14 protein-coding genes are annotated in these 12,477 nt (G+C 70.7%); 7 read left to right on the top strand and 7 right to left on the bottom strand.

Translation table 11 applies throughout. The annotated features are described in order from the left end of the window. Positions 1-56: 56 nt before the first annotated feature. Both AB0M02_RS10500 and AB0M02_RS10495 read left to right on the top strand, forming a co-directional pair. Positions 57-302: a hypothetical protein gene (locus tag AB0M02_RS10500; RefSeq protein ID WP_364224321.1), complete on the top strand. Its 246-nt coding sequence runs from the start codon at positions 57-59 to the stop codon at positions 300-302. Between the two features lie 377 nt (positions 303-679). Further along, entirely contained in the window at positions 680-1,552 is an 873-nt protein-coding gene (locus AB0M02_RS10495; protein WP_364224319.1) for an SDR family oxidoreductase, read from the top strand. Here the strand turns inward: AB0M02_RS10495 and AB0M02_RS10490 are convergent. Continuing rightward, positions 1,545-2,195 (bottom strand): DNA-directed RNA polymerase II, encoded by a 651-nt coding sequence (locus tag AB0M02_RS10490; RefSeq protein ID WP_364224317.1) that lies wholly within the window; start codon positions 2,193-2,195, stop codon positions 1,545-1,547. The genes AB0M02_RS10495 and AB0M02_RS10490 overlap by 8 nt on opposite strands. A gap of 101 nt (positions 2,196-2,296) precedes the next feature. Between AB0M02_RS10490 and AB0M02_RS10485 the strand changes: the two genes are divergently transcribed. Beyond that, positions 2,297-3,520, top strand: a complete 1,224-nt coding sequence (locus AB0M02_RS10485; protein WP_364224315.1) for a GNAT family N-acetyltransferase — start codon at positions 2,297-2,299, stop codon at positions 3,518-3,520. 330 nt (positions 3,521-3,850) lie between these two features. After that, positions 3,851-4,132 carry a hypothetical protein gene (locus AB0M02_RS10480; protein ID WP_364224534.1) on the top strand — a complete coding sequence of 94 codons (282 nt, stop codon included), beginning with the start codon at positions 3,851-3,853 and terminating at the stop codon, positions 4,130-4,132. Between the two features lie 71 nt (positions 4,133-4,203). Here AB0M02_RS10480 and AB0M02_RS10475 read toward each other — a convergent pair whose 3' ends face one another. From AB0M02_RS10475 to AB0M02_RS10460, 4 genes are all read right to left on the bottom strand, one after another. Then, positions 4,204-4,689 carry a ribose-5-phosphate isomerase gene (locus tag AB0M02_RS10475; protein WP_364224313.1) on the bottom strand — a complete coding sequence of 162 codons (486 nt, stop codon included), beginning with the start codon at positions 4,687-4,689 and terminating at the stop codon, positions 4,204-4,206. 12 nt (positions 4,690-4,701) lie between these two features. Next, the gene (locus tag AB0M02_RS10470; protein WP_364224311.1) at positions 4,702-5,610 is read right to left on the bottom strand and encodes an alpha/beta hydrolase; all 909 of its coding nucleotides are present in this window, start codon (positions 5,608-5,610) and stop codon (positions 4,702-4,704) included. Continuing rightward, a complete protein-coding gene (locus AB0M02_RS10465) occupies positions 5,610-6,806 on the bottom strand; it encodes a DUF1015 family protein (protein WP_364224309.1) in 1,197 nt (398 codons plus the stop codon). The genes AB0M02_RS10470 and AB0M02_RS10465 overlap by 1 nt, the downstream gene beginning before the upstream one ends. Positions 6,807-7,126: 320 nt before the next feature. Beyond that, on the bottom strand, positions 7,127-7,759 hold the full coding sequence (locus AB0M02_RS10460) for a disulfide bond formation protein DsbA (protein ID WP_364224307.1): 633 nt from the start codon (positions 7,757-7,759) through the stop codon (positions 7,127-7,129). A 103-nt stretch (positions 7,760-7,862) separates the two neighbouring features. On the opposite strand from AB0M02_RS10460, the gene pepN reads away from it, so the two are divergent. Together pepN and AB0M02_RS10450 are read left to right on the top strand one after the other, a co-directional pair. After that, positions 7,863-10,421 carry an aminopeptidase N gene (pepN, locus tag AB0M02_RS10455; RefSeq protein ID WP_364224305.1) on the top strand — a complete coding sequence of 853 codons (2,559 nt, stop codon included), beginning with the start codon at positions 7,863-7,865 and terminating at the stop codon, positions 10,419-10,421. A gap of 133 nt (positions 10,422-10,554) precedes the next feature. Then, complete coding sequence (locus tag AB0M02_RS10450) at positions 10,555-11,106, top strand: Uma2 family endonuclease (protein WP_364224532.1); 552 nt, start codon at positions 10,555-10,557, stop codon at positions 11,104-11,106. A gap of 3 nt (positions 11,107-11,109) precedes the next feature. Here the strand turns inward: AB0M02_RS10450 and AB0M02_RS10445 are convergent, their stop codons facing one another. Both AB0M02_RS10445 and AB0M02_RS10440 read right to left on the bottom strand, forming a co-directional pair. Further along, the gene (locus AB0M02_RS10445; RefSeq protein ID WP_364224303.1) at positions 11,110-11,508 is read right to left on the bottom strand and encodes a DUF5130 family protein; all 399 of its coding nucleotides are present in this window, start codon (positions 11,506-11,508) and stop codon (positions 11,110-11,112) included. Continuing rightward, a complete protein-coding gene (locus AB0M02_RS10440) occupies positions 11,495-11,764 on the bottom strand; it encodes a hypothetical protein (protein WP_364224301.1) in 270 nt (89 codons plus the stop codon). The genes AB0M02_RS10445 and AB0M02_RS10440 overlap by 14 nt, the downstream gene beginning before the upstream one ends. Positions 11,765-11,965: 201 nt before the next feature. On the opposite strand from AB0M02_RS10440, the gene AB0M02_RS10435 reads away from it, so the two are divergent. Beyond that, positions 11,966-12,469 (top strand): hypothetical protein, encoded by a 504-nt coding sequence (locus tag AB0M02_RS10435; RefSeq protein WP_364224299.1) that lies wholly within the window; start codon positions 11,966-11,968, stop codon positions 12,467-12,469. Positions 12,470-12,477: the final 8 nt, after the last annotated feature.

The raw sequence follows: 12,477 nt of genomic DNA, 5'->3' as shown, positions 1-12,477 counted from the left end.
CCGGCGCTGAAGCCCGCTCGTCTCGGTGTCTTCCGACCCGGTGTGGTGGAGGAGCCGTGATCCCGCGACCTGGTGACGTCCTGATCGTCGACGAGCAGGCATCGGTTCAATTCGCCGGCGGGCGGCGGCTGGTGTTTCGCGTGATCTCGGTCGGCAGGAAACCGACCTATGACGGCTGGGCCTGGATTCAGGGCTACGTGCTGGACGGCACCGGCTCCGCGGTCGCTCGCCGGGAACTCTTCGTCCGGCATGACGGGCTGCGTCCCCTGCATGTCTGGCGGGCCGAGCGAGAGGAGAGCTAGAGATCTACCAGCATTCGGCCAGCGACCGGGACCGGGGAGATCGCCGAGAGCCTGGACAAGTGGATCGCGGACGGATGTGGTGATCCACCCGGTTTACTGAGCGGCTGCCCGATCATGACCCGCCGGAGACCGTCCGTAGCACGCCTTAATGGCACGCTGCTGTTACGGCCACGCCCAGCTCAACCACACTGCTGGCGCGGATCAGTTCCACAGACATGAGGCCGAGGATGCCAGGGCCCGCCACCCCTGAACTACCGAATTCACGGCTGCAGCCGCCTCGTCCCGCCGCTGCCGGGTGAGGACCACGACGCCGATCGAATATCTGTGCCCGGACTGGGCAAGCGGAGGGCATCGACCCGCTGACGAGGAGGAGACACGTGGATCCCCGCGAGCAGTACCCGAAGCCCGAGCTGAAGGGTGGCGACCTGGAACCGCCGGGTCTGACCTCGGAGATGCCGGACCGGCCGGACCACGGCGAGCAGACCTACCGGGGCAGTGGGCGGCTGACCGGGCGGAAGGCGGTCATCACCGGCGGGGACTCGGGGATCGGGCGTGCGGTGGCCATCGCCTACGCGCGGGAGGGCGCTGACGTGCTCATCTCCTACCTGCCCGAGGAGGAGTCGGATGCTCGGGACACCGTGCAGTGGATCGAGAAGGCGGGGCGGAAGGCGGTTGCTGTGCCCGGTGACATCCGGGACGAGGGGCACTGCCGGGCGATCATCGAGACCGCGCGGGCCGAGTTGGGTGGCGTGGACATCCTGGTGAACAACGCGGCCTATCAGATGGCGCAGCCCGCTGGGATCACCGAGATCACCGACGAGCAGTTCGACCGGGTCATGAAGACCAATCTGTACGCGATGTTCTGGCTCTGCCGGGCCGCGGTGCCGCACATGCCGCCCGGCGCCACGATCATCAACACCGCTTCGGTTCAGGCGTACCTGTCGTCGAGCGCGCTGCTCGATTACGCCACCACCAAGGGCGGCATCGTCGCGTTCACCAAGGCGCTCGCCGAGGACCTGGCCGGCCGGGGCGTCCGGGTGAACGCGGTCGCCCCGGGGCCGATCTGGACGCCGCTCATCCCGGCCACCATGCCCGAGGAGAAGGTTAAGTCGTTCGGCGGCGACACTCCGCTCGGCCGCGCCGGGCAACCGGCCGAGCTCGCTCCCGCGTACGTGTACTTCGCGAGCCCGGAGTCCAGTTACACGACCGGCGAGGTGCTCGGCGTGACCGGTGGCAAGCCGGTCAGTTGAACAGGCTGACGACGCCCTGGAAGGCGTCCATCACCCACTCCACCTGACGCAGCTGGGTGATCCCGACGCCGACCAGGAACAGCCCGGCGACCATGTGCGAGCCGCGGGCGCTGTGCCGGACCCGGCCCATCTGGCGCTCCAGCACGAGGCGGCCGACCAGGCGGGACAGTGCGAACACGCCCGCGGCCACGCACACCGTCACGACGAAGATGATCGCTGCCGTGGCGAAGCTGCCCTCGGTCGAGAGCACCCAGATGCCCCAGCAGACGAAGGCGAAGATCAGCGCGGCGTTGCTCCACTCGCTGCCCCGGCGCAGCCGGCGGATGTGCCAGCTCAGGCTCCGCGGCTCGCGGTGCGGCCGCCCGGGCTCCTCCGGCCAGCCGGTGCCGGTCGGCTCGTGCCCGGCGCTGTACTGCTGGGTGCGGGGTGTGACCTGGGCCCGGCCCCGGCTGAACGGCGACTGGTCGGGCACCTGCGCGGGCGGCTGCTGCACCGCGCCGTGCGGGCCGCCCGGGTGCGGTGCGGGCCGCTGCGCGTCGAACGGTGTGGTGGGCGGTGTCGCCTGCGCCGTCGGCTGATCGGCCCACGGGTCCTGCGGCGGCATGTCGAGCGTCCGCTCCGACCACTGCGGTTGCTCAGGCATCGTTCCCCTCTCAGCCTGCAAACGGCGACTGGCGTCACCCCGAGCGTAGCGAGCCAACAAATAGGTCGCCTCGACCCACAGCAGTCCGTTACACACAAGCCATGAACGAAGCGCTGCGGCTACGGATCAGTACGGCGGACGACCACCCGGCGATCAGTGACCTCCTCGACACCGTTTTCCACGAGGAGATCGCGCGGGAGCACCGGGAGGCGAGCGCCGGCGTCTTCGAGCCGGAACGCTCGCTGGTGATCGAGGACGCCGGGGCGATCGTCGCCCACACCAACGTCCTGAGCAGGGATCTCACCGTTCCGGGCGCCGTCGTTCCGGCCGCGCACGTGACCGGTGTCGGCGTGCTGCCCACCCATCGGCGCCGGGGTCTGCTGACCCGGATGATGCATCGCCAGCTGCACGACGTGGCCGAGGCCGGCCGCGAGCCGGTCGCCGTCCTCTGGGCCAGCGAGACGAAGATCTACCCCCGATTCGGGTACGGTCCGGCGTGCGCCCGCCTCACCTTCTCGATCATGAACCGTGAGGTTCGTCTCCCCGCACCGCCGGCCGAGCCCGCCGGGCAGCTCCGTATGGGTGACCCTCAGGATCTGCTGCCCGCCGTCGCCAAGATCTACGATCAGCTGCGCCCGGAGCGGGTCGGCTGGTCCGACCGGGACGACCGCTGGTGGCGTGTCGTGCTGGCCGACCCGAAAGACGACCGCGACGGCGCCACCAAGCTGTGGGCCGTGGTGCACGAGGGCCCCGGCGGCCCGACCGGCTATGCGTTGTGGCGCGTCAAGGACAGCTGGGACGAGCGCGGCCCGAACGCCGAGGTGCAGGTCCGCGAGGTGGCCGCCGCCGACCCGGAGACCTACCTGGCACTCTGGCGCTTCCTGCTCGGCATCGACCTCAGCCGCGCCGTGACGGTGCGCCTCGCCGCCGCCGACGAACCCCTGCAGTATCTGGTCGACGAGCCCCGCCGACTCGGCCCGGCCCTGCTGGACGGCCTCTGGATCCGGGTGATCGACGTGCCCCGCGCGCTGGCCGCCCGCCGTTACGCCGCTCCCGTCGACGTCGTGCTGGACGTCACCGACCCGATCCTGACGCAGAACACCGGCCGCTGGCGGCTCACCGGCGGACCGGACGGCGCCACCTGCGAGCGCACCTCCGACCCCGCCGACCTGGCCTGCTCGATCACCGAGCTGGGCGCCGCCTACCTGGGCGCGACCTCGCTGGCCTCGCTGGCCGCTGCGGGCCGCGTCCGGCAGCTGACCGCCAACGACCCGACCGTCGCCTTCGGCTGGCACCGGCGGCCGAGTCCGACCGAAATTTTCTGACATGCCGCTCACGGCGGTACCGTCGGCGTCATGGGCCAGCCCGAACGCCGCCGCCGCCGCGTGCGCCCCTCGTCGAACCCCGCCGAGGCGGCCACTGAGCCAGCAGCCGAGCCAGCCGCCGAGCCAGCCGCCGAGGCGGCCGCCGAGCCAGCCACTGAGCCGGCCCCCGACCCGGCCACTGCGGCACCCGCGCCCCCGGCTCCCCCGGTCCCGGCACCACCTCCGGGCCCGGCACCCGCACCCCCCGTGCCGGCGCCGCCCCGCGTCCCGGGACCGCCGCCCACCCCGAGCGGGCCGTCCACGGTGACGACGGAGAACGACGGGACACGAGTGGCCACGGCCGAGACCAGGGCGCCCGAGCGGCCCCGCCCGGCGCGCAACGGTTATGCCCGGCGGCCAACCTCGGGCGCGGGCGCCGGCGCCGACGACCGGGAGACCGAGCGCGGTCTGCGCGGCCTCGTCGGTTCCGGGTCGTCACAGGTCAGCGTCGGCGCCGCACTGCGTGCCCGTGACGCCTCCCGGCCCAGCGACGAGCAACTCGCCGAGGCCGACCGCGACCTGGTGATCGTCCGCCGTAACTGGCTACCACGCGAGGATCTCCCCCGCCGCTGACCCAACCCCAACCAGTGTGTGGAGTTCGGCCGCCCCACAAACCCCAACTCCACACGCGTGAACCGACCACGTCAGGAGGCGGGGGTGGTCTCCGGCAGGGCGGGCAGTTCGCGGGCCACCTCGTAATCGGCGAGCTGGGAGATGCGGCGGGCGTGCCGTTTGTCCCCGCTGAACGAGGTGGCGATGAACGCCTCGACGAACGCGGTGGCCTCGTCCAGGGTGTGCTGGCGGGCGCCGATCGCGATCACGTTGCTGTCGTTGTGCTGGCGGGCGAGTTCGGCGATCTCGGTCTTCCAGACCAGCGCCGAGCGGACGCCCGGGACCTTGTTCGCCGCGATCTGCTCGCCGTTGCCCGAGCCGCCGATCACGATGCCGAGCGAACCCGGGTCGGCCACGACCTTCACACCGGTGTGGAAGCAGAACGCCGGGTAGTCGTCCTCGGGGTCGTACGCGTGCGGTCCGACGTCCACCACGTCATGCCCCTGCTTGATCAGGTGATTCACCAGGTGCATCTTCAGCTCGAAGCCGGCGTGGTCGGAACCCAGGTAGAGACGCATGAAATAAGTCTTTCAGAAGGTCAGGGCCGAACGCAGGGCAGATGCCACCTGATCCGCCGCGGCCCGGGCAGCGTCGATGGTGGCCAACTTGCGGGCGAATCCGTGGTTCACGCCCATGTAGCGGGTGTGCACCACCGGGACTCCGGCGGCGATCAGCGCGTCGGCGTAATCGGCGCCCTCGTCGCGCAACGCATCGTACTCCGCGGTGATCAGCAGCGTGGGCGGCATTCCGGACAAATCTTCCACCGCCAGCGGTGCCACGTCGGGTGTCAGCCGCTGCATCGGATCCCGGACGAAGGTCTCCCAGGCGAGCCGCATCGACGCCCGGTCCAGGCCGTACTCGCCGAGTTCGTCGTAGGACTCGGCGGAGGTCAGCGGATCGAGCGCCGGGTAGATCAGGACCTGGTAGTCGAGCGGCGTGACGGCGTCCCGCTGCCGGCGGGCGGTGACGGTGGCGAGCTGGCCGCCCGCGCTGTCACCGCCGATCGCCAGCCGCGACACGTCCAGCCCGAGCTCGGCTCCGGAACGGCGCAGGTAGCTCAGGACGGTCTCGGCGTCCTCCAGCGCGGCCGGGAAGACGTGCTCCGGCGCGAGCCGGTAGCCGACCGAGACCACCGCGCAGCCGGACCGGTCGGCGACCCGTCGGCAGAACCGGTCCACGGTCTCGATGCTGCCGTAGCACCAGCCGCCGCCGTGCAGGTAGACCAGGACCGGCGAACCGGTCCTGGTCGCGTACAGGCGGCAGGGCACGCCGTCGGCGTCGAAGTCGGCGACGACCGGCAACGGCAGCGCCGGGCCGGTCTCCGCCTCGTTGGACTCCTCCATGGCCGCCCGGGCGTCGAGCAGCCGTTGGTAGGGATCGCCGGACGCCGGAGGGCGGCGCCGCAGCTGAGCGGCTGCGGTGACCTGGGGGTGCAGCATCAGTCGAGCGACGCCAGGACGAGACCGCCGCGGGCCTTCGGGGTGAACCAGGTGCTCTTGCGGGGCAGCTTCAGCCGCTCCAGGTTCACCTCGACGAAGTCGTCCACCGTCACCGGGGCGATCAGGATCGCGAGCTCGGCACGACCGGCGTCGACCTCACCACGCAACCACTCGACCGGGTAGTCCCCGCCGATGTACGCGATCCGCTTGTCACCCGGATCCAGGCCCAGCGAGTCCCGCAGCAGCACCCGCTCGACCAGCGCGTGATCCAGGTTCTCCACCGACGTGCCGGCCGGGTCGGACGGGAGGCCCACGGCGAACGAACGGCTTCCCGCGTACATCTCAATGCTGCCCTTGCTGGGCAACTCCGCGACACGCGGCAGCTCGGTGACCGTCGCACCCGCCTCGCGCAACCGCGCAAGAAGCTCGTCGACCGACGCCGGCAGCTCACTGACCAGGCGGTTGTAAGGCTGAATGGCCACCGACGCGGGTGTGGTCACGACGCCCAGAAAGCGCGGCAGTCCCCCGGTCTGCGCGGCCAGGCTGCGGTGATTGCCGTCGGCGACCACCAGCTCACCGCCGCCGGCCAGCTCGATCAGCTGGTTCTGCAGCTCGCCGGGGCCGACCACCCAGATCGCATGGGTACGCCCGGTCGGGTCCACGTCGACGGAGTCCGGCTCGCCCGCCTTGCCGGTGGCGTCGGCGAGGGCCGCGTGCAGCTCCTCACCCTTGCCGGTCTGCAGCAGCAGCACCGGGGAGAGCAGGGTCTTGACCTCTTCCGCGAGGGCGACACGCTCGCGGACCTTGCTGATGAACACGTCCTCGTTACGGATCACCAGGCCGGGCTCGTCGGCGCTGGTCGAGATCTGCGCGGTCTCGACGAGGGTCCAGAGACCGTACGCGGGCGCCTCGCCCGGTGCGGAGATGCGGTAGAGCACCACGACGTGCTCGGCGGGCCGGTACCGCTCCTCGGCCTTCTCCCGCTCCAGGCGGACAGCGGCGTCCGGGAGCGAGTCGGTGAAGGACTTCCCGAGCGAGTCGGGCGCGAGGTGCGGCATTTCCACGGCCAGCGCGCTGTGCGGGTTGGCCGTGATGATCTGGGTGATTTCGGCGTCGTCGGCGAACTCGTCATAGTTCTGGGCTCCGGTACCGCCAGTGGTGATCCAGGCCCGGCTGATCGGGTGCACGACCGTCATGGGGGGCAACTTACCCAACGAACCTGCGGTGCCTACCAACCGGCATGTTCCCGCGTGACCTGCTCAACTGGGCCTTCCGCAGCACGTTCACCGGCCGGTCGACCGGCTTTGCCGTGACGGTCACCGGCGGGGCGACCATAATTGCCACGTCAGGGGGCAAATCCGCCCAGTCACCGCGCTGAACGCCGATGGTCGACGTCGCTACCGGCTCACTTTCGGGCATGCCCGCCTCCGCGTTGGATGAGGTGTACATCACCTCATCCAACGACCAGTCAGCGGCGAAGAGTCGCTTTTCGCAGGTGTTCGCCCCTCAATAGCAACTAATCAAAGATCGGGCCCAGGTCGCGGCTGCGCTTGAGCTCGTAGAAGCCGGGAGTGCCCGCCACCAGCACGACACCGTCCCAGAGCTTGCCCGCGGCCTCGCCCTTCGGCGCCGGCGTGACGACCGGGCCGAAGAACGCGACGGTCTCGCCCGGGTTCGGGCCCGGCGCGTGGATCACCGGCGTGCCGACATCGGTGCCGACCGGCTTCATCCCGGCGTTGTGGCTGGCCCGCAGCGCCTCGTCACGCTCGTCGGTTTGCGCGGCGGCGGCGAGCTCCGGGTCGAGGCCGACCTCGGCCAGCGCCTCGGTGAACAGCTTCTCGTCGTCGATCTCGTACTTCTGCAGGTGGATGCGGGTGCCGAGCGCGGTGTAGAGGTCGCGCAGCACCTCCGGCCCGGCCGCCTCGGCGGCGGCGATGCAGACCCGGACCGGGCCCCAGCCCTTGTCCATCATCGCCCGGTACTGCTCGGGCAGCTCGTCGCGGCCCTCGTTGAGGACGGACAGGCTCATCACGTTGAAACGGACGTCGAGGGGACGGACCTTCTCCACCTCGAGCAGCCAGCGGGAGGTCATCCAGGCCCACGGGCACAGCGGGTCGAACCACATGTCGACGGTCGCGCGTTCGGTCATGCTTCGATCTTCCACCTTGATGAGGGCCCGGTCGGGGTGAGTTACGTCGCGGTAGACGCATAGGCTTCGAAGACAAACGCAGTCAGCTCGAAGGAGAGTGCACGTGGCCGGTGTTCACAACCTGACCCAGGTCGAGGCCGCCGAGCGTGGTCGATTGCTCGAGGTGACCGGGTACGACATCACCCTTGACCTGACCGATGGGCACGGTAACCCCGGCTCCGACACGTTCCGGTCCACCACAGTGATCACTTTCCGGTGCACCGAGCCGGGCGCGGCGACGTTCGTCGAGGCGGCCGCCGCGTCGATCCGCTCCGCGACGCTGAACGGTGCCCCGGTCGATCTCGGTGCCTGGACGGCGGAGAACGGGCTGCCGCTCTCCGGGCTCGCCGCCGAGAACACGCTCGTCGTCGACGGCGACTTCAAGTACTCCGCGAGCGGGCAGGGGCTGCAGCGCAGTCTCGACCCGGTCGACAAGGAGGTCTACCTCTACAGCCAGTTCGAGACCGCGGACGCGCAGCGCACGTACGCGTGTTTCGACCAGCCCGACCTGAAGAGCGTCTTCACGTGGCACGCCACGGTGCCGGCGCACTGGAAGGTCGTGTCCAACATGCCGGAGGAGCGTGTGGAGGAGGCCGGGCCAGGCGCCAAGACGGTCCACTTCGCCGAGTCCGCGCGGATGAGCACCTACATCACGGCGATCTGCGCCGGGCCCTACCACGAGGTGCGCGACTCGCACGACGGCATCGAGCTGGGTGTCTTCTGCCGTGCCTCGATGGCGCAGTACCTGGACGCCGACGACCTGTTCCTGGTCACCAAGCAGGGCTTCGACTTCTTCCACGAGCAGTTCGGCGTGCGGTACCCGCTGCCCAAGTACGACCAGCTGTGGGTGCCGGACTTCAACGCCGGCGCGATGGAGAACTTCGGCTGCGTGACGCACGCCGAGTCGCACTACATCTTCCGGTCGCAGGTCACCGACTACGAGTACGAACAGCGCGCCAACACGATCCTGCACGAGCTGGCCCACATGTGGTTCGGCGACCTGGTGACGATGCGCTGGTGGAACGACCTGTGGCTGAACGAGTCGTTCGCCGAGTGGGCGAGCCACTGGTGCAACACGCATGCCACCCGGTTCACCGACGCCTGGTCGACGTTCCTGTCGATCCGCAAGGCCTGGGGCTACCGGCAGGACCAGCTCTCCTCCACTCACCCGGTCTACTGCGAGATGCCGGACCTCGAGGCCGTCGAGGTCAACTTCGACGGCATCACGTACGCCAAGGGCGCCAGCGTCATCAAGCAGCTCGTGGCGTACGTCGGCCTGGACCCGTTCCTGACCGGCCTGCGCGCCTACTTCGCCAAGCACGCCTGGGGCAACGCCACCTTCGACGACCTGCTCACCGAGTTGGAGGCCGCGTCCGGCCGGGAGCTGCGCAAGTTCGCCGCTCAATGGCTGGAGACCTCGCAGGTCAACACCCTGCGCCCGGTCGTGGAGGTGGACGCCGAGGGCCGCTACACGAGTGTCGTGGTCAGCCAGGAGGCGCCCGCCGACTACCCGACTCTGCGGACGCACCGCATCGGCATCGGCCTGTACGACCTGGAGGGCGACCGCCTGGTCCGCCGGGAGCGGCTCGAGGTGGACGTGGCCGGCGAGCGCACCGAGATCACCGCGCTGGCCGGGGCACAGGCACCCGACGTCCTGCTGGTCAACGACGACGACCTGACGTACGCGAAACTCCGCCTCGACGAGCGCTCACTCGGCGCACTGGTGCACCACATCGCGGGCTTCGAGTCCTCGCTGCCGCGGGCGCTATGCTGGGCCGCCGCCTGGGACATGCTCCGCGACGCCGAGATGGCCGCCCGTGACTACGTGGCCCTGGTCGTCGCCGGTCTGCCCGCCGAGACCGACGTCAACCTGACCACCGCCACGCTGCGGCAGGCGGCCATGTCGCTGACCAGCTTCGCCGACCAGGACTGGGCACCGACCGGCTGGGCGATGCTGGCCGATATGGCCCGCGAGCAGGTCGCGGCGGCCGAGCCGGGCAGCGGCTGGCAGCTCACCTGGGCGCGCTCGTTCCTCACCGCGTCCCGGACCGCCGAGCAGGCCGTCGAGCTGCGCGGCTGGCTGACCGGCGAGACCCGGCCGGAGGGCCTCGTGGTCGACACCGAGCTGCGCTGGAGCCTGCTGCAGGCGCTCGCCGCTCTCGGCGCCGCCACCGACGAGGAGATCGAGAACGAGCTGGCCTCGGACCGCACCGCGAGCGGCGAGCGTGAGGCGGCCATCGCCCGGGCGCTGCTGCCGACGCCGGACAACAAGGCGCGGGTGTGGGCCGAGCTGACCGGGCCGGCGGCGCCGCCGAACTGGCTGAACCGGTCGCTGCTGCAGGGGTTCCAGAGCACCCGTCAGGTCGCGCTCACGGCCCCGTACGCCGAGAAGTTCTTCGACGTGGTGGGCGACGTGTGGGCCCGCTCGGACAGTGAGCCCGCGCAGGAGTTTGCCACGCTGGCGTACCCGTCGCTGCAGATCAGCGAGGAGACGGTGGCGCTCACCGACGCCTGGCTGGCCCGTGACGGTCAGCCCGCGTCGCTGCGCCGGCTGGTGGCCGAGGGACGCGACGGCATCCTGCGTGCCCTGAAGGCGCGCGCGAAGGATCGCTCGGCCGGATGAAAGCGCGGTCCCCGTTCCGGTCCACCGGAACGGGGACCTTTCGCAATGTCCGCACTAACCGTTGCGTAACACGTCGGGAACAACTCTGTGTGAGTAGTCTGGCACTCCCCGGTGATGGAGGTGGCCCGTGACGATGCTTAGCCAGGGTGCCCCGGTGCGGTGGAGCGCACCCGAGGGACGGTGGACCGAACCGGATCTGCACCTGTTCCCCCAGGACGGGCACCGGTACGAGATCGTCGACGGCAGCCTGCACGTCACGCCGCCGATGGACGAGGCGCATGACTCACTCGTCGAGGCCGTGGTCGGCACGCTGCGCGCGGCGGCCCCACCGGGCTGGTGGGTGTGCGCCCGGCTGGGCATCGAGATCGGCGACAGCAACGTGGTCCCTGACGTGACCGTCCTGCGGCCGCACTCGTCCGGCGCGATCTGGGTGGACCCGGCCGACGTGGCACTGGTCGTCGAGGTGGAGGCCGACGAGACCCGGCGTTACGACCGGCTGCTGAAACCGGCGCTGTACGCCGGGGCCGGCATCCCCGCGTACTGGCGGGTGGAGCCGGGCCCGGCGCTGCGCGCGTACGCGCTGGACGGCACGGAGTACCGCGACGCCGGAGGTGTCGACGGCGACGAACAGGGTCGGCTCGACGCCCCCTATCCGGTGCGGATCACACCTGCCGCCTGGCGCTGACCCTCAGCTGCGGCCCGCGTGGGTGGCCAGCTGGTCGATGCCGATCAGCAGGCCGCCGGCCAGGTCGCCACCGGCGAACGAGGCGGCCATCGAGAGCCCGGCGAGCTTCGCGTCCCGGTCGGAGATCCGCTTGCGCGCCTCGGACCCGGTGACGATCTCCAGGACCCGCTGGTTCGGCGAGACCGCGACCAGCACCGCGTGCTTCTGGTCCCGCGCCTGCCGGTGCAGCTCCTCCGCGCTGGCGCGGACCGGCTCGGACAGCTCACCGAGGTAGATGCTGAAGTTCAGGCCGGTCGCCTGGTCGGCGATCCGCAGCGCCTCGTCGAGGCGGAGCAGCTGGCGGGTCGTGAAAGGACCCTCGGGGGCCTGCTGCTCCCGCTGGGCGACCTCACCACTTGTCACTTGCGCCTCCTGTGGGACCGGGCCGGACCGGGGCACCGGAACTGTCCTCGATGACCAGTCCGTGGGGGCCGTCGACAGCCGCGGCGGCGCGCCCCGGCGTTGCGGTGAACCACATGGCCGGGAAGTCGTACGGCCTGCCGGGCCGGTAGCGGCGCGACTGCTTGCCCCGGTCGGAGCTGAGTACGAGCGCCGCGACCGCACCGATGACGGCGGCCGGAATGATCACAAAGACCAGAACGGTGCTGATGACTGACAACTGAACGCCCCCAGGCGCCGGGAGATCCTCTTGATTCTGAACATCAATCACGGTAGCGGAGCGCATGTCGTCCCGGACCGTCGGGTCTCGAACCGGGGTCTCACGCCGTCGGGATCTACGCGGAATGTGCGCGGAGGTGCGAAAATCACCCTCACGCGCCGTCCGCGCCCTATCGGCCGCGAACGGCAGGAGGGGGATCCCATGCGAATGTCCGTCCCGGCCGCCACGGCGGCGCTGATCGCGGGTCTGGCCGTCCTGGTTGCACCCGCGCTGTGGAACGTCTCGGCCGCGCACGCCGCCGCGGCCGTCTTCGTGGAGCTCAACCCGAGCACGGTGCCGGCCGGGGACGACCTCTCGCTGCGCGCCTCCTGCGACGACAATCTGGAACCCGCGACCGTCACCGCGGAGCCGATCGGCACGGTCACCGTGCAGCCGGAGTTCGGCTTCCTGACCGCGAACGCCGAGGTGCCGGACGCGACCGAGGCCGGCGACTACCCGGTCACCCTGAAGTGCCCGGACGGGCGGACCGCGACGAGCACCCTGCACGTGGTGGAGAAGGTGGAGCCCGCCCGCGGGCCGGCCACCGGATTCGGGGGCACCGCCTCGGGCACCTCCGCGACGGTGATGATCGGCGCCGGGCTGGCCACGATCGCCGCCGGGGCCGCCCTGGGCGTGGTGGCGCTGCGCCGGCGGCGGCACGGCTGAGGGGCCGC

The sequence above is a fragment of the Actinoplanes sp. NPDC051861 genome, assembly GCF_040681145.1.
In the GTDB taxonomy this organism is placed as follows: domain Bacteria; phylum Actinomycetota; class Actinomycetes; order Mycobacteriales; family Micromonosporaceae; genus Actinoplanes.
The sequence above is the reverse complement of the archived record's forward strand: the minus strand, read 5'-3'. Positions and strand labels throughout refer to the sequence as shown.

What these genes read in the sequence shown, in the direction of transcription:
- AB0M02_RS10490 (WP_364224317.1), bottom strand. Translation starts at nt 2,195, where the DNA reads ATGCCTGAGCAACCGCAGTGGTCGGAGCGGACGCTCGACATGCCGCCG.
- AB0M02_RS10485 (WP_364224315.1), top strand. Translation starts at nt 2,297, where the DNA reads ATGAACGAAGCGCTGCGGCTACGGATCAGTACGGCGGACGACCACCCG.
- AB0M02_RS10475 (WP_364224313.1), bottom strand. Translation starts at nt 4,689, where the DNA reads ATGCGTCTCTACCTGGGTTCCGACCACGCCGGCTTCGAGCTGAAGATG.
- AB0M02_RS10470 (WP_364224311.1), bottom strand. Translation starts at nt 5,610, where the DNA reads ATGCTGCACCCCCAGGTCACCGCAGCCGCTCAGCTGCGGCGCCGCCCT.
- AB0M02_RS10465 (WP_364224309.1), bottom strand. Translation starts at nt 6,806, where the DNA reads ATGACGGTCGTGCACCCGATCAGCCGGGCCTGGATCACCACTGGCGGT.
- AB0M02_RS10460 (WP_364224307.1), bottom strand. Translation starts at nt 7,759, where the DNA reads ATGACCGAACGCGCGACCGTCGACATGTGGTTCGACCCGCTGTGCCCG.
- AB0M02_RS10450 (WP_364224532.1), top strand. Translation starts at nt 10,555, where the DNA reads ATGCTTAGCCAGGGTGCCCCGGTGCGGTGGAGCGCACCCGAGGGACGG.
- AB0M02_RS10435 (WP_364224299.1), top strand. Translation starts at nt 11,966, where the DNA reads ATGCGAATGTCCGTCCCGGCCGCCACGGCGGCGCTGATCGCGGGTCTG.